The organism is Acidocella sp. (assembly GCF_052326845.1).
Lineage (GTDB): Bacteria > Pseudomonadota > Alphaproteobacteria > Acetobacterales > Acetobacteraceae > Acidocella.
Genome location: NZ_JBKQJR010000095.1, coordinates 1 through 14,421, shown reverse-complemented (window position 1 = coordinate 14,421; position 14,421 = coordinate 1). Strand labels below are relative to the sequence as shown.

At 64.9% G+C, this 14,421-nt stretch carries 15 protein-coding genes and 1 riboswitch; of the genes, 10 read left to right on the top strand and 5 right to left on the bottom strand.

Features of this window, described 5'->3' with window-relative positions:
• On the top strand, nucleotides 1-603 hold a 603-nt coding region (locus ACLPJJ_RS06295; RefSeq protein ID WP_443590093.1), incomplete at its 5' end, for a hypothetical protein.
• On the top strand, nucleotides 603-785 hold the full coding sequence (locus ACLPJJ_RS06290; protein ID WP_443590092.1) for a hypothetical protein: 183 nt from the start codon (nucleotides 603-605) through the stop codon (nucleotides 783-785). The genes ACLPJJ_RS06295 and ACLPJJ_RS06290, both read left to right, overlap by 1 nt.
• Here ACLPJJ_RS06290 and ACLPJJ_RS06285 read toward each other — a convergent pair.
• Nucleotides 772-1,218 (bottom strand): phasin family protein, encoded by a 447-nt coding sequence (locus tag ACLPJJ_RS06285; RefSeq protein ID WP_443590090.1) that lies wholly within the window; start codon nucleotides 1,216-1,218, stop codon nucleotides 772-774. The two genes, ACLPJJ_RS06290 and ACLPJJ_RS06285, sit on opposite strands and share 14 nt — an antisense overlap.
• A gap of 445 nt (nucleotides 1,219-1,663) precedes the next feature.
• Here ACLPJJ_RS06285 and ACLPJJ_RS06280 point away from each other — a divergent pair, with 445 nt between their 5' ends.
• From ACLPJJ_RS06280 to atzF, 8 genes are all read left to right on the top strand, one after another.
• Nucleotides 1,664-1,927: a hypothetical protein gene (locus tag ACLPJJ_RS06280; RefSeq protein WP_443590089.1), complete on the top strand. Its 264-nt coding sequence runs from the start codon at nucleotides 1,664-1,666 to the stop codon at nucleotides 1,925-1,927.
• A gap of 211 nt (nucleotides 1,928-2,138) precedes the next feature.
• Nucleotides 2,139-2,248: riboswitch (guanidine-I (ykkC/yxkD leader) on the top strand.
• Nucleotides 2,249-2,328: 80 nt separating this feature from the next.
• Nucleotides 2,329-3,405, top strand: a complete 1,077-nt coding sequence (locus ACLPJJ_RS06275; RefSeq protein WP_443590088.1) for a putative urea ABC transporter substrate-binding protein — start codon at nucleotides 2,329-2,331, stop codon at nucleotides 3,403-3,405.
• Nucleotides 3,405-4,223 carry an ABC transporter permease gene (locus ACLPJJ_RS06270; protein WP_443590087.1) on the top strand — a complete coding sequence of 273 codons (819 nt, stop codon included), beginning with the start codon at nucleotides 3,405-3,407 and terminating at the stop codon, nucleotides 4,221-4,223. The genes ACLPJJ_RS06275 and ACLPJJ_RS06270 overlap by 1 nt, the downstream gene beginning before the upstream one ends.
• A complete protein-coding gene (locus ACLPJJ_RS06265; protein ID WP_443590086.1) occupies nucleotides 4,220-4,951 on the top strand; it encodes an ABC transporter ATP-binding protein in 732 nt (243 codons plus the stop codon). Before ACLPJJ_RS06270 ends, ACLPJJ_RS06265 begins: the two co-directional genes overlap by 4 nt.
• Nucleotides 4,951-5,733, top strand: coding sequence for an urea amidolyase associated protein UAAP1 (locus tag ACLPJJ_RS06260; RefSeq protein ID WP_443590085.1), 783 nt, complete (start codon nucleotides 4,951-4,953; stop codon nucleotides 5,731-5,733). Before ACLPJJ_RS06265 ends, ACLPJJ_RS06260 begins: the two co-directional genes overlap by 1 nt.
• Nucleotides 5,730-6,347, top strand: coding sequence for an urea amidolyase associated protein UAAP2 (locus ACLPJJ_RS06255; RefSeq protein ID WP_443590084.1), 618 nt, complete (start codon nucleotides 5,730-5,732; stop codon nucleotides 6,345-6,347). Before ACLPJJ_RS06260 ends, ACLPJJ_RS06255 begins: the two co-directional genes overlap by 4 nt.
• Nucleotides 6,347-9,814 carry a 5-oxoprolinase/urea amidolyase family protein gene (locus ACLPJJ_RS06250; protein WP_443590083.1) on the top strand — a complete coding sequence of 1,156 codons (3,468 nt, stop codon included), beginning with the start codon at nucleotides 6,347-6,349 and terminating at the stop codon, nucleotides 9,812-9,814. Before ACLPJJ_RS06255 ends, ACLPJJ_RS06250 begins: the two co-directional genes overlap by 1 nt.
• Before the next feature lie 6 nt (nucleotides 9,815-9,820).
• Nucleotides 9,821-11,593 carry an allophanate hydrolase gene (gene atzF, locus ACLPJJ_RS06245; protein ID WP_443590082.1) on the top strand — a complete coding sequence of 591 codons (1,773 nt, stop codon included), beginning with the start codon at nucleotides 9,821-9,823 and terminating at the stop codon, nucleotides 11,591-11,593.
• Here atzF and ACLPJJ_RS06240 read toward each other — a convergent pair.
• From ACLPJJ_RS06240 to ACLPJJ_RS06225, 4 genes are all read right to left on the bottom strand, one after another.
• A complete protein-coding gene (locus ACLPJJ_RS06240; protein ID WP_443590081.1) occupies nucleotides 11,586-12,200 on the bottom strand; it encodes an ABC-type transport auxiliary lipoprotein family protein in 615 nt (204 codons plus the stop codon). The genes atzF and ACLPJJ_RS06240 overlap by 8 nt on opposite strands.
• The gene (locus tag ACLPJJ_RS06235; RefSeq protein WP_443590080.1) at nucleotides 12,201-13,193 is read right to left on the bottom strand and encodes an MlaD family protein; all 993 of its coding nucleotides are present in this window, start codon (nucleotides 13,191-13,193) and stop codon (nucleotides 12,201-12,203) included.
• Nucleotides 13,190-13,927, bottom strand: a complete 738-nt coding sequence (locus ACLPJJ_RS06230; protein WP_443590079.1) for an ABC transporter ATP-binding protein — start codon at nucleotides 13,925-13,927, stop codon at nucleotides 13,190-13,192. The genes ACLPJJ_RS06235 and ACLPJJ_RS06230 overlap by 4 nt, the downstream gene beginning before the upstream one ends.
• Nucleotides 13,924-14,421, bottom strand: a 498-nt coding sequence (locus tag ACLPJJ_RS06225) for an MlaE family ABC transporter permease (RefSeq protein WP_443590078.1), incomplete at its 5' end; no start/stop codon positions are given. The genes ACLPJJ_RS06225 and ACLPJJ_RS06230, both read right to left, overlap by 4 nt.

Below are 14,421 nucleotides of genomic sequence, written 5' to 3'. Positions count from 1 at the left end.
GACGGCACGCTTCCGCCGGACAGCCGGATCCTCATCCTGCCTGAATACTTCAATGAGATGGGATACCAATACGAATCCGGCATGAAATTCTCGCTCGCCGCGCAGGGCTACCTCACCGGCGGACTTCCCGAGCCCTTCGCCAAATGGCCTCTGTACCGGACGATCTTTCTGCAGAAATACCAGAAATATCTGCCGCTCGTAGATCCGCACATGCTTGCGGCGTTTCTGGCCACATATCAGGTGCAGTATGTCGTCGTCACCGGAGATGCCGCCGAGTTTGCCGATGCCCGCACGCAAAGCGCCGAGTTGGCAGTATTGTTACAACAAGCAGGCTGGGCCGCTGTACGAACGGATGCGGATGCACGGCTGTACCACCCTGCTACACCGCAAGCCGTGCCAGATGGGGCTCAGATCGCGGCGTATTTGCGCGAACAGCGCCCGGAGAACCACGCCCGGGAGATTGACTACGAGACCTACTGGGTCAAAGCCATCCGCGCACTGGCACCGCTGACGGGGCTGAATGCCCAAACTTTCCTCAACTTTTACGTGGCGTACGCGCATCCGCCCTTGCCGGTTGACGCCATTGCCGGGGAACTCTGGTGATGGCCTCCAACACAGTCTGGCTTGCGCTGATCAGCGCCGGATTTGTTTACAGGGACGCCACGCGCCAGCGCCTGCCCCGTCCTCTGGCCTGGGCAGGCGCTGTACTGATTTTCTGGATCGTGGCGCTGCCCTGCTATCTGTGGCAGCGGCACCACCACAAGCCGCCGGCTAGGCTACTTTAACAGGACGACGCGGAACGACCGCCTCCGCCGCGCCAGGAGCGGCTTCCGGCGCGGCCTCTGGGTCAATCTGCGCTGACGAAGCCCTGAGTTCGTTGACGCTGTTCAGACCCTGCAGCATCAACGTGCCGGCAGTCTGCCAGGCGGTGGCATCTGCCAACATCCGCTGCACCGCGCCCGAGAACCATTCCTGCTGCGCCTTGATCAGGACCGATGGATCATGCGCATCGCTCAATTGCGCAGCAAAACGCTCCATGGCTTCGCAGCTATTGCGCCGGCGCTGCAACGCTTCCGTGAGCACGGCCTCGACCCGGTCCAACCGGCTGCTCTGCCAACGGCAGGCGCGTTCAAAGTTTTCGAAAAGCGGCTTGCCGAACAAGGCGGCACTCGCCATCTGCTGTTCACCAAAACCCGTGAAATCCTTCTTTCCGGTCATATTCATTCCTCCAATTCGCGCTTTATCTGTGCCCGCTTTACTCGCGCGAAAAACGTGCTCTACACCCGAGCAACGCCCCTTTCACCACACTCTTCAACCGAACGCGCGGGCGTTAGGACGGGGCGGACACGGCACGGCCTGATCTATACCAAGAATATCAGGCTTATGGTGTTTTCTGGATACTTCTTAACTCCATATTCAGAATTTTTACTCCACAGAAACATCATCGGCCGTCCGCAATGCCGCGATGCCTGCCGGGCTTGGCAATGGACGGCCAGATTCGCTGTCCAAATTTCACGATCAACAGAATGTGTTTGGAAATACGCCTTAAATACCTGCCGTTAAAGCATTCGTGATTAGCTATTTTGATGCTGCATAGATATTTCCACGCCCCACGCCATCACGGCGGTTTTTCCAGCTATATATCACAAGGACTTGAGTTATCATGTTTTGGCATGCCCGGAAGACTGACAGCGCCGCCGCTGAAAATGCCGAGCTGAAGCGTCAGCTCGAAAGCGCCAAGCAACAGATCACCACGCTGATGCTCGAACGCATTCAGCTGAAAAATGAAATCGAGCTGCTGAAGGAGTACCGCAGCGCACCGGCACAGGTTGTTTCCCGGCCGGTCGGGATCAGCACCGATCTGGTTGTGGTGCCCCAGCCCGCGAATTCGCAGATCGGCCTGCTGCACGCCAAGGTTGCCAGTTAAACGGGACGCGACGTTCCGTTCGCCGCCTGTCCGCGGCGAACTCGATTTGCGACCATTGGGTATCGAAACTGGAGTCTGCGCCGTCCAAGCGCGCTCCATGGCGCGCTTTTCACCAGCTCCGCCCGTTTTTAGTTCAACCGTAAACCAGCCCGGTAGAATTCCGCCGATTTTCTGTGCCGTTCCTGCTGGCACACACTTTGCTTTATGGTCCAATGAAGGCCGCTAGGGTTCCGGCCGGGCATGTCCCGGTGCTGGTCCGAGAGCGGCGGTCATGCGGGGAGACATCCGCATGATGCACGGCGGGACAAAAGCCCGGGAGAGCTACGGATGCGGGGGTGCGCATCGGCTCTCAGCGTACCCTCGAATTCGGTGAGATTGATCAACGAAGAGAGGGTGCTTAGATGCTGACACGTAAAGACTTCCTGAAATCCGGCGCGGCGCTGACGGCTGCGGCCACGATGGCTGGCGGCGCGCCGGCGCTCGCGGCGACCAAGAAGAAATTCACGCTGGCCTGGACAATCTATGTCGGCTGGATGCCCTGGCCATGGGCGGCGGAAAAAGGCATCGTGAAGAAATGGGCCGATAAATACGGCATCGAGATCGACGTGGTCGAGGTGAACGACTATTCCACCTCCATCAACCAATACACCGCTGGCGCGTTCGACGCGCTGACCATCACCAACATGGACACGCTGGCCGTACCCGCCGTGGGAGGGGTGGATTCCACCTCGATCATCACCGGCGACTATTCCAACGGCAACGACGCCGTGATCCTCAAGAACAAGACGAAGTTTGAGGACATCAAGGGCCAGAACGTCAACATCGTGCAGTATTCCGTCTCGCAATATCTGCTGGACCGCGGGTTGCAGATGCACGGCATGACCGAGCGCGACATCAAGATCGTCAACACCTCGGACGCCGACATGGCCGCCGCCTTCCTCACGCCGGACGTCACCGCCGTGGTGACGTGGAACCCGATCGTCGAGCAGATCGACGCCGATGCCGGGGCGCATAACGTGTTCAACTCCTCGGCTATTCCTGGCGAGATTCTCGACCTCGTGATCGTCAACACCAAGACGCTGGAAGCCAACCCCGATTTCGCCAAGGCGCTGTGCGGCATCTGGTACGAGACGCTGGGCATCATGCTGGCCGACACGCCGGAGGCAAAGGCCGCGCAGACGGAGATGGGCAAGCTCTCCGGCACCGACTACGCCGGCTTCGTCAGCCAGCTGAAGACCACGCATCTGTTCTCCGACCCGGCCGGCGCCGCCGAATTCACCAAGGGCAGCCAGCTCATCGCCACCATGGACCATGTGCGGCAGTTCCTGTTCGCCTGGGGCATGATGGGCCAGGGCGCGACCTCCCCTGATGTTGTCGGCATCGAATTCCCCGGCGGGCACATACTCGGCGATGCGAAGAACGTCACCTTCCGCTTCAACGCCGACTATATGGCAATGGCTGCCGCGAAGACGCTGTAATGCGCCTCATCAACCTGCATCCGGGAAAGCACGGCGCGCGGCTGCTTGCCGCCGCACCCTTCGTCGCCCTCGCCGTGCTGTACCTGGCCGCTTCGGCGGCCAGGCTGGCGGCGAACCCGGACGACAAGCTGCTGCCCGGCCTCGCCCAGATGGCCGCTGCCATGAACCTCATGGCCTTCACCCAGGACATGGCAACCGGCGACTACCTGATGCTGACGGATACGCTCTCCAGCCTGCAAAGGCTGATCGAGGGCCTGGCGATCTCCGTCGGCATTTCCTTCGTCATTGGCATCGCGGTGGGGATGGTCCCGTACTTGCGCAAGCTGTTCGTGCCGTTCATCGCCGCGTTCTCTATGGTGCCGCCGCTTGCCATTCTGCCAATCCTGTTCATCATCGCCGGCATCGGCGAAACGGCGAAGGTGACGCTCATCGTCATCGGCACCGCGCCCTTCATGATCCGCGACCTGATCATGCGCGTCGAGGAAATGCCGAAGGCGCAGCTCATCAAGGCGCAGACGCTCGGTGCCTCCTCCTGGCAGATGGCACTACGTGTCGTGGTGCCGCAAATGCTGCCCCGCCTCATCGACAGCCTCCGCCTCTCCCTCGGCCCAGCCTGGATCTATCTGATCTCCGCCGAGGCGATCGCGGCGCAGGATGGGCTCGGCTACCGCATCTTCCTGGTGCGTCGCTACTTCGCCATGAACATCATCATTCCGTATGTGATCTGGATCACCCTGCTCGCCTTCCTGTTCGACGTCGTGCTCCGCTTGGTGCAGCGCTACGCCTTCCCCTGGTTCGCGGGAGCCAAGACGCAATGAGCACCATCGAAGTCAAGGACGTCTGGCAGATCTACGATGACCGCGTGGTGCTGGAGAAGCTCAACCTGAACATCGAGGAAGGCAGCTTCGTCTCCATCGTCGGGCCTTCCGGCTGTGGCAAGACCACCCTGCTGCGCATGCTGATGAGCGAGGAGTTCTCCACCCGCGGCAGCATCCAGTTCGATGGGGCGCCACTCCCCGCCGAGCCTACACCGGAGCGCGGCGTAGTGTTCCAGCGCTACTCGGTGTTCCCGCACCTCACGGTGCTGGATAATGTGCTGTTGCCGATGGAGCTCAAATCCGCCCGTTTCCTCGGCAAGCTTTTCGGCCCGCGCCGCTACGATGCCAAGGAGGAAGCGCGCGCCATGCTCGACCATGTCGGGCTGCGTCACGCGTCGGATTTCTATCCGGCGCAGCTTTCCGGCGGCATGCAGCAGCGCCTCGCCTTGGCCCAGGCGCTGATGGCCAAACCCCGTGTGCTGCTGCTGGACGAACCGTTTTCCGCGCTCGACCCCGGCACCCGCGCCGACATCCACGTGCTGACGAAACGTCTGTGGGAAGAGACAAAGATGACCATCGTCATGGTCACGCACGACATCTCCGAGGCCTTCCGCCTCGGCACGCGCGTCATCGTGCTGGAACGCCCCACGCCGGATGATCCCGCGAAGGGCGCGCGCATCACCCATGACATTCCCGTGCGTCCGCGCATGAAGAAAGGAGCAGCCTGATGCTGGATCTGGACAAACTCACGCCCGAGCAATACCGCGCCCGGTACGAGGCCTTGCAGGCGCAGGCCCGCGCCCGCGCCGCAGCACCCAAGCCGGTGGCGAGCTTCGCCGATATCGCCACGCAAGATATCATCCAACAGGATACGATCCCGCCCGGCTGGTATGTCTGCCTGCGCCTGCACAAGGGGGCGGCGCTGCGCATCACCAATAACTCCGGCACGCCGGGTGCGGCGTTCTTCATGTGGAATGCTGCCGAAACCTCTGAGCGCTACAACGCCGGGGACACCGCCAAGCTGCAATGGACGACGAACTTCACCACCGGCCGCGTGCTGTTCTCCGACATGGGCCGCGTGCTTGCCTCCGTCACCGCCGATACCGGCGCCGGACATGACACCATCATCGGCCCCAACTCTCCCGCGCAAACCGCGGGGCGCAACGGGCGCGACAATATCCGCAGCGCCGCCGCCAAGTTCGGGCTCTCGCGCCGCGATGTCGCCCCCGCCATCTCGCTATTCTCGCCCGTGGGAGTGGATGAACAGGACTGCATGCGCTGGCGCGGCAACCCGCCCGCCGGCGCCGCGGTGGAACTGCGCGCCGAGATGAACCTGCTCGTCGCGCTCTCCAACACCCCACACGCGCTCAGCCCCGCGCAGGAAGCCACCGGCTCCATCAGCTACATCGCCTGGCGCGCCCCCGCCGCGCAGGCGGGCGACCTCTGCCGCAACTTCACCGAAGAAGCCGCGCGCGGCTTCGTCAACACCGACGGGTTCTTCGCCGCATGACCATCATCTCCGACACCATCGTTCCCGCCCGCGCCCCCTATTCCGCCCTGCTCAAGGCCGGGCAGATCATGCGCATCGTCGACCTCAAGAGCCAGCAGGCCGTGGATGCGCTGTTCTACAACGCGCAAGACACCACAGAGCGCTACTCGGCACAGGACACGCTGGCCGCACAGGCAGCCAATGGCGGACGCTACGATCTCACCACCGGCTCCATGCTACTCTCCAACGAAGGCCGGGCGATGCTGAAGATCATTGCCGACACCTGCGGCTTTCACGACACCTGCGCTGGCGCCTGCTCCTGCGAGTCCAACACTGTGCGCTTTGGCCACGAGACGCGCTTCATGCATTCCTGCCGCGAGAACTTCATCACCGAGCTTGGCAAATACGGCATGACCAAGCGCGACCTCGTCTCCAACGTGAATTTTTTCATGAACGTGCCTATCCGTCCGAATGGCGAACTGACCGTGGATGACGGCGTCTCCGAGCCCGGCGGCTATGTGGAATTGCAGGCGGAGATGGATGTGCTCGTGTTCATCTCCAACTGCCCGCAGGTGAACAACCCGTGCAACGGCTTCACCCCCACCCCCATCCAGATCACCATCCGCGACGCCTGATGTTCAAGAAAATCCTGATCGCCAATCGCGGCGAGATTTCCGCCCGCATCCAGCGTACCTGCAAACAGATGGGCATCGCCGCCGTGGCGGTGTATTCGGATGCCGACCGTTTCGCCCCGCCCGTGCTGGCGGCGGATGAGGCCGTGCGTATCGGCCCCGCTCCGGCGGCGGAAAGCTATCTGAATGTGGCCGCCATCATCGCCGCCTGCAAATCCACGGGAGCGGAGGCCGTGCATCCGGGCTACGGCTTCCTCTCCGAGCGTGTGGAATTCGCGCAGATGCTGGCGGCGGAAGGCATCAAGTTCATCGGCCCGCGCCCTGAGCATCTGCGCGATTTCGGCCTCAAGCACACGGCGCGCGACCTGGCGGAGAAAGCCGGCGTGCCCATGCTCCCCGGCACCGGCATCCTCGCCTCGGTGGAGGAGGCGCTGGAAGCCGCCGCGCGCATCACCTACCCCGTCATGCTGAAAAGCAGCGCGGGCGGTGGCGGCATCGGCATGGTGCTGTGCCACAACGCTGATGAACTGACGGAACGCTTTGCCAGCGTCTCCCGGCTTGCCGCCAACAACTTTGGCAACGCGGCGCTGTTCCTGGAGAAATACGTCGCCCGCGCACGGCATGTGGAAGTGCAGATTTTCGGCGACGGCAAGGGCAGCGTGGTGGCCTTGGGTGCCCGCGACTGCTCCTTGCAGCGCCGCAATCAGAAAGTGGTCGAGGAAACACCCGCCCCCAACCTGCCGGACGCCACGCTGGCCGCGTTGCAGAAGGCCGCCATCGCGCTGGCCTCCTCGGTGCAGTACGAATCCGCCGGCACGGTGGAATTCGTCTATGATTCCGAGGCGCGGAAATTCTACTTCCTGGAGGTGAACACCCGCCTGCAGGTGGAGCATGGCGTCACCGAGGAAATCTACAGCGTCGATCTCGTACGCTGGATGATCGAGCAGGCTGCCGGCGAATTCACGCTCCCCGCCACGCTCTCCGCCAAAGGTGCTGCGGTGGAAGTCCGCGTCTATGCCGAGAACCCGGCCGAGAATTTCGCGCCGTGCAGCGGCACGCTCACCGCATTCAAGCCCGGCCCCGGCCTGCGCGTAGATAGCTGGGTGGCGGAAGGCACCGCCATCTCCCCCTTCTACGACCCGATGCTGGCGAAGTTCATCGCCACCGGGCCGACGCGAGCGGATGCCATCGCCAATCTGCAAACGGCCCTGGCGGAGAGCGAGATTTTCGGCATCGAGACCAATCTCGACTATTTGCAGGAAGTTCTGGCGCTGCCCGAATTCCTGGCGGGCGAGATGACCACGCGTACGCTCGCCAATTTCTCCTATGTCCCGCACAGCGTCGCGGTGCTGGATGGCGGCGCGCAGTCCTCTCTGCAATCCCTGCCCGGGCGGTTGGGCTATTGGGAGGTCGGCATCCCGCCATCCGGCCCGATGGATGAGAAAAGCCATGCTTTGGCCAATAAAATTCTCGGAAACCTGATCACCGCCACGGCGCTGGAGCTCACCCATACCGGCCCCACGCTGCGCTTCAACTGCGACACGTTTATCGCCCTGGCCGGCGGCGCGATGGCGGCGGATATCGACGGCGCGGCGGTGCCCTTTTTCACACCCGTTGCCGTGAAGGCCGGGCAGATCCTCGCCCTGGGCACCATCAGCGGGCCGGGCCAGCGGACTTATCTTGCCGTATCTGGCGGGTTCTCCGCCCCCGAACATCTCGGCAGCAGCGCCACCTTCACACTGGGCGGCTTTGGCGGCCATAATGGCGGCGCGCTGCGCGCGGGCGACACGCTGCGCCTCAACCCGCCCATGCCCCTGCCCGCCCACGCCCCCGCCGCGCGCCCGGAACTCACTCATGAATGGGAACTGGCCGTGCGCTACGGCCCGCATGGCGCGCCGGATTTCTTTCTGGAAGAGGATATCGAAACCCTCTTCGCCTCCACCTACGAGGTGCACCACAACTCCGCCCGCACCGGCGTGCGCCTCATCGGCCCCAAGCCCAAATGGGCACGCCAGGATGGCGGCGAGGCCGGGCTGCATCCCTCCAACATCCACGACAACGCCTATGCCGTCGGCGCCATCGACTTCACAGGCGACATGCCGATCCTGCTCGGGCCGGACGGCCCCTCGCTCGGCGGCTTCGTCTGCCCGGCCGTGGTCACGCGCGACGATTTGTGGAAGCTCGGCCAGCTCAAGCCCGGCGACAAGGTGAGTTTTCGCTCCGCCGATGCTGCGCCCGCCATCATTGAATCCCGCAAGGACACCGTGATCCGCCGCGCCGGCGATGAGGACATCCTCATCGAGTTCGGCGAGATGAAGCTGGACTTCGAACTGCGTCTGCGCGCCCAAGGCTTGCGCGACGCGCTGGAGCAGGCACGCATCCCCGGCATCATCGACCTCACCCCTGGCATACGCTCGCTGCAGGTGCATTTCGATTCAGACGTGACGAATGCGGCGAAGATCAGCGCCGCGGTGGACGCGATCCTGCCCGCTTTGCCGACGCCGGAGGACATGGTGGTGAAGGCGCGCACCATCTACCTGCCGCTCTCCTGGAACGACTCGCAGATCCGCCTCGCCATGCGCAAATACCAGGAGACGACACGCCCCGACGCCCCCTGGTGCCCGGACAACATCGAGTTCATCCGCCGCATCAACGGGCTGGAGAGCATCGACGAGGTGAAGCGCATCATCTTCGATGCCTCCTATGTCGTGCTCGGGCTGGGCGATGTGTATCTCGGCGCGCCGGTGGCAACGCCCTACGACCCGCGCCACCGCCTGGTGACGACCAAGTACAACCCCGCCCGGCCCTGGACACCGCAAAATGCGGTCGGCATCGGCGGCGCCTATATGTGCGTCTATGGCATGGAAGGCCCGGGCGGTTACCAGCTCTTCGGCCGTACGATCCAAGTATGGAACACCCACCGCCAGACCCCGCCCTTCGAGGACGGCAAGCCCTGGCTGCTGCGGCATTTCGACCAGATCCGCTTCGTCGAGGTGAGCGAGCAGGAGCTGCTGGAACTGCGCGAGGCCTTCCCACATGGCAAGTACATGCCGCGCATCGAGGAAAGCACCTTCTCCTTGCGCGAGCATCTGGCCTTCTGCGCGGCCAACGCGGAGAGCATCGCCGCGTTCCAGACGCAGCAGCGCGCCGCCTTCGCCGCCGAGCGTGAGGACTGGGTGGCCAAGGGGCTGCATACGTTCGAGGAGCCGGACCTGCCGCCCCCACCGCCCGAGGACGCCCTGCCGCTCGGCGCGCGCGGCATCTCTGCCCCTGTGCCCGGCAGCATCTGGCAGGTGCTGAAGGAGCCCGGCGAGATGGTGGCCGCCGGCGAGCCGGTGATGATCCTGGAATCGATGAAGATGGAAGTGCGCGTGGCCGCCCCGGCCAGTGGGCGCCTCGCCGCCCTCACCGCCGCCCCGGGCCAGGTGGTCCGCGCCGGGCAGCGCCTCGGCGTGATCGTGACGGAGTAAGAGACAATGATCCCTGATTTGCTGGAAATCCCCACCCTGCACGCCGCCTATGCGGCGGGCACAATCACGCCCCAGACGCTGATCGAGGCACTCTACGCCCGCATCGAAACCTACACGGACAGGGCGGTGTTCATCTCGCTGGTGCCGAAGGAGGAAGCCCTCGCCGCCGCCAGCGCGCTCGGCGACACCTCCCTGCCCCTCTACGGCATCCCTTACGTGGTGAAGGACAATATCGACGTCGCGAGCATGCCCACCACCGCCGCCTGCCCGGACTTCGCCTACACGGCGGAGCGGGACGCCACCGTTGTTACCAAACTGCGCGAAGCCGGGGCCATCCTGATCGGCAAGACCAATCTCGACCAGTTTGCCACCGGGCTGAACGGCACGCGCTCGCCCTATGGCGCCCCGCGCTCGGTGTTCAATGCCGATTACATCTCCGGCGGCTCCTCTTCCGGCTCGGCGGTGGCCGTGGCGGCCGGGCTGGCGGCGTTCTCGCTGGGCACCGACACGGCAGGCTCCGGCCGCGTTCCCGCCGCCTGCAACAACATCGTGGGGTTGAAGCCGAGCATCGGCCGCATCAGTGCCGCCGGGGTGGTACCCGCCTGCAAGAGCCTGGACTGTGTGGCCGTGTTCGCCAATTCCGCCGCCGATGCCATGGCGGTGCTGCGCGTGGCTGAAGGCTATGACGAAGCCGACGCCTATTCCCGCAAGCCGCGCGAGGTGGTTCTGCCCGTGGTCCCGCGCCTCGGCGTGCTGGCGGAGAAGGACCGCGACTTCGCGGACGACACGCAAGCCGCCGCGCTCTACGCCGCCGCCGTGGCAAAAGCCGCCGAGCTGGGCTGGCAGGTCACGGAGATCGACTACACGCCCCTGCGGGACGTCGCGGCCCTGCTCTATGGCGGCGCCTACGTTGCGGAGCGTCTGGCCGCGGTGAAGGACTTCTTCGTCACCCACGCCGATGCCTTCGATCCCACGGTGCGGCGCATCATCGGCGGGGCGCAGAAATTTTCCGCCGCCGATGCCTTCACCGACATCTACAGGGTGCAGGCCCTGCGCCACGCCGCCCAGGCCGAGCTGGCGAAATGCGATGCGCTGCTGCTGCCTACCGCACCCACCATCTTCACCGTGGCGGAGATGCTGGAGCAGCCGGTCAAGCGCAACTCAACGCTCGGCCTGTACACCAATTTCGTGAACCTGCTGGATCTGGCTGCGATCGCCCTGCCCGCCGGGTTCCGTGAGAACGGGCTGCCCTTCGGCGTGACCTTCATCGGCCCGGCCTTCGCCGATGCCTCGCTCGCCGGCTACGCCTCCACCCTACACGCCGCAATCGGCGCCGGCGCCGGGGTGAGCCGGAAGCAGCCCCAGGCCAGGTACACCGCCCCCGCACCGGAAGAGGTGACTGTCGTCGTCGCCGGGGCGCATCTGAGCGGCATGGTGCTTAACCATGAACTGGTTAATCTCGGCGCGCGGCTGGTGAGCGCCACCACCACCGCGCCGGACTACAAGCTCTACGCCCTGGCCACCACACCACCCAAACCGGGCCTGACGCATACACCAGGCTTCTCGGGCTGCGGCATCGCCGTTGAGGTCTGGGCACTGACACCGGAAAATTTCGGCCGCTTCGTCGCCGCCCTGCCCGCGCCGATGGGCATCGGCCGGGTCACGCTGGCCGATGGATCTGTGCATCCGGGTTTTTTGTGCGAGGCCTACGCCCTGGAAGGCGCTACCGACATCACCAGCTTCGGCGGCTGGCGGGCCTACCGGGCCAGCCTCACTTAAGCGCGGCGCGTTCCAGCTGCGCCATCGCCTGAGTCAGCAGCCCGGACAGCGCATTGTTTTGCGCCGCCGCCATCGCCGCCGGGTCATTACCTTGCAGCGGCGCAGTCGCCTTCAACATTGCCTGCGCCACGGGCAGAGCCGTGCCCGTGAGTGTTCCCGAAGGCTTGATAAACACCAGCGTCAGCGCGGCGCGCGCTTCCCCCCGGCTGGGATCCGCCAGCAGCTCGGTCAGCTCCCCCTCCACGATCAGGTCCGGTTGCAAGCGGCTGCCGGGCGTGACCACGGCGGAGAACGCCCCGCTCGCCTGACTCCAGTCCAGCAGCGCCTGGGTCACCGCATCCGCCGGCGGCACCGCCCAAAGATTGTAGTAATCCACGTCCAGGCTGCCATCGGCGGCCAGGCTTTGCAGCCCGCGCGCCTCCAGCCCAGGTGCTGCGGCAATGGGCCGGATCATCAGCACCGGGCCTGTCCCTGCGTTAGCCACAGCGGCGGGCGGCGCGGGCTGCAACGGCCAGTTGGCGCGCGGCGTGTATTTTTGCGCCGGCAGCAGCGAGGCGCAGGCGGCGAGCGCCAGCGGCGCGGCAAGGACGATACGGCGGCGCGGCATTTATTTACTCCCTTCAGGCGGCGGTGGCGGCGCGCCCAGGATCTGCCCGGGATTGGCGGAAAGCGCTGCCGTCAGGTCACGCAGATTTTGCGAGGCGGCTTTCATGTCCTGCAGGATCGGCATCAACTGAGCCTGCAAATCCGCCGTGGTTTCGTGCGCCTGGTTCACTGTCGCCTCCGAGGAGGCCACCAGCGCCGGCAGCTCGGCGCTCGCCTTGGCCAGCTGCGCTGTGGTCTGATCGAGCTGAGCGAGAGTCTGCTCCGTCTGCTTCCCGCCCGCCAGGTTGCGGATGCTCGCCGCCGTCCCGGGCAGGTCGCTCTGCTGCACCACCTGGTTCAGGCTGGCCAGCAGCGTGTTGGCGTTGGCGACGGCCTGGTGCGCATCGCCGCTGGTCACCTCCTGGTTCAGGGTCGAGATCAGCCCGCTGGTCTGGCTGACCATCTTGCCGATATCGGCCTCGCTGAGCGAGGTGATCAGATTCTGCAACGCATCCTGCACCTGGGCGAGCGTGCTCGGCCTCGACGGAATGACTGCCGCCTTCGGCGTCCACGGCACCACTTCCGCCGGATAGGTTTGCGGATTCACGAAGCTTAGATCGATGTAGGACAGCCCGGTGATGCCCTGCGGTACAAGCTGCGCGCGCAACCCCTGGGCGACGGCGCTCGCAATGCTCTCGGTTACGCCCACCCTGCGCGTGTCCATGCGAAAGCGCACCATCACCTGCTGGTAAACCGCCTGCCCCGCCGCAGCGGTGCTGGGCGGGGGATATTCCGCCACCACCAGTTCCATGTCCGCCACCTGCCCCACCGTCACGCCGCGATATTTCACCGGCGTGCCAACATCCACCCCCTGCACCGACTCCCGGAAAAAGGTCTCGTACAGCGTGCCCTCGTTGAACCTGCCGCCCGTGAGGAAGAAGAACAGCGCCAGCAGCGCCACCGCACCGGCGAGGACAAAGGCGCCGACCCGAAAGCTCGCAGAACTCGTACTCATTGCACCGTCTCCCGGTGAAAGAAGGCCCGCACCATAGGCTGGCCGGGTTGATCGCGCAGTTCCTGTGGACTGCCCAGGGCGATCAGCCCCTGCGCCTTGGCGTCCAGCATGGCGCAACGGTCGGCGATGGCCATGATCGAGGCAAGCTCATGCGTCACCACCACGCAGGTGGTGCCCAGCGTGTCGCGCAGCTGCAGGATCAGCCGGTCGAGCCCGGCCGAGGTCACCGGGTCGAGCCCGGCCGAGGGCTCGTCCATCATCAGGATCGGCGGGTCCAGCGCCAGCGCCCGCGCGATGGCGGCACGCTTGAGCATGCCGCCGGAAATCTCGGAGGGCAGCAGCGAAGCCGCATCACCCAGCCCGACCAGGGCCAGCTTCAGCCGCGCGATCTCGGCGCAGGCAGCTTCCGGCAGGTCCGTGAACAACGCCAGCGGCAGCGAAACATTCTCGAGCAGGGTCATCGACCCGAGCAGCGCGCCGGACTGGAACATCACCCCGATCTGCCGCCGCACGGCCACGACGTCGCTCCGTACGCTGAAGCCGCCTATGGTGATATCCCCCGCGCTGGGCGTCAGCAGCCCAATCATCTGCTTGAGCAGCGTCGACTTGCCGCAGCCTGACCCGCCCAGAATCACGAACACCTCCCCCTGCATCACGCTGAAGCTGACATCGCGGAAGATAATGCGGCCGTCGAACGCCTGCGTGGCGCCGCTGACGGTGATGACCGGTGTCATAGATTCAACCGGTAGAAGATCACGGAGAAAATCCCGTCCAGCACCACGGTGACGACGATCCCGCCCACCACCGCGGCGGTCGCGGATTCGCCCACCGCGCGCGGCCCGCCTTTGGCGGTCAGCCCCGCCCGGCAGCCGATCAGCGCCACCATCGCCGCGAACACCACGCCCTTGCACAGCCCCATGATGAAATTCCGCGCGGCGGTGTTGATGGCGATATGCGCCGCGATGGCCGTGAGCGGAAAGCCGAAGGCGGTCAGCACGGCGGTCATGCCTAAGAGGCCAGCGGCATCCATGGCCACGACCAGGGCTGGCATCACCAGCATCGCCGCCCCAATGCGCGGCAGCACCAGCATGGTGACCGGGCTGATGTTCATGGTCGTCAACGCGGCGATCTCGTCATTCACCTGCATGGTGCCCAGCTCGGCGGCATAGGCCGAGCCCGTGCGCCCGGCGAGGATGACCGCGACCATCAGCGGCCCAAGCTCGCGGCA

What these genes read in the sequence shown, in the direction of transcription:
- ACLPJJ_RS06290 (WP_443590092.1), top strand. Translation starts at nt 603, where the DNA reads ATGGCCTCCAACACAGTCTGGCTTGCGCTGATCAGCGCCGGATTTGTT.
- ACLPJJ_RS06285 (WP_443590090.1), bottom strand. Translation starts at nt 1,218, where the DNA reads ATGACCGGAAAGAAGGATTTCACGGGTTTTGGTGAACAGCAGATGGCG.
- ACLPJJ_RS06280 (WP_443590089.1), top strand. Translation starts at nt 1,664, where the DNA reads ATGTTTTGGCATGCCCGGAAGACTGACAGCGCCGCCGCTGAAAATGCC.
- ACLPJJ_RS06275 (WP_443590088.1), top strand. Translation starts at nt 2,329, where the DNA reads ATGCTGACACGTAAAGACTTCCTGAAATCCGGCGCGGCGCTGACGGCT.
- ACLPJJ_RS06270 (WP_443590087.1), top strand. Translation starts at nt 3,405, where the DNA reads ATGCGCCTCATCAACCTGCATCCGGGAAAGCACGGCGCGCGGCTGCTT.
- ACLPJJ_RS06265 (WP_443590086.1), top strand. Translation starts at nt 4,220, where the DNA reads ATGAGCACCATCGAAGTCAAGGACGTCTGGCAGATCTACGATGACCGC.
- ACLPJJ_RS06260 (WP_443590085.1), top strand. Translation starts at nt 4,951, where the DNA reads ATGCTGGATCTGGACAAACTCACGCCCGAGCAATACCGCGCCCGGTAC.
- ACLPJJ_RS06255 (WP_443590084.1), top strand. Translation starts at nt 5,730, where the DNA reads ATGACCATCATCTCCGACACCATCGTTCCCGCCCGCGCCCCCTATTCC.
- ACLPJJ_RS06250 (WP_443590083.1), top strand. Translation starts at nt 6,347, where the DNA reads ATGTTCAAGAAAATCCTGATCGCCAATCGCGGCGAGATTTCCGCCCGC.
- atzF (WP_443590082.1), top strand. Translation starts at nt 9,821, where the DNA reads ATGATCCCTGATTTGCTGGAAATCCCCACCCTGCACGCCGCCTATGCG.
- ACLPJJ_RS06240 (WP_443590081.1), bottom strand. Translation starts at nt 12,200, where the DNA reads ATGCCGCGCCGCCGTATCGTCCTTGCCGCGCCGCTGGCGCTCGCCGCC.
- ACLPJJ_RS06235 (WP_443590080.1), bottom strand. Translation starts at nt 13,193, where the DNA reads ATGAGTACGAGTTCTGCGAGCTTTCGGGTCGGCGCCTTTGTCCTCGCC.
- ACLPJJ_RS06230 (WP_443590079.1), bottom strand. Translation starts at nt 13,927, where the DNA reads ATGACACCGGTCATCACCGTCAGCGGCGCCACGCAGGCGTTCGACGGC.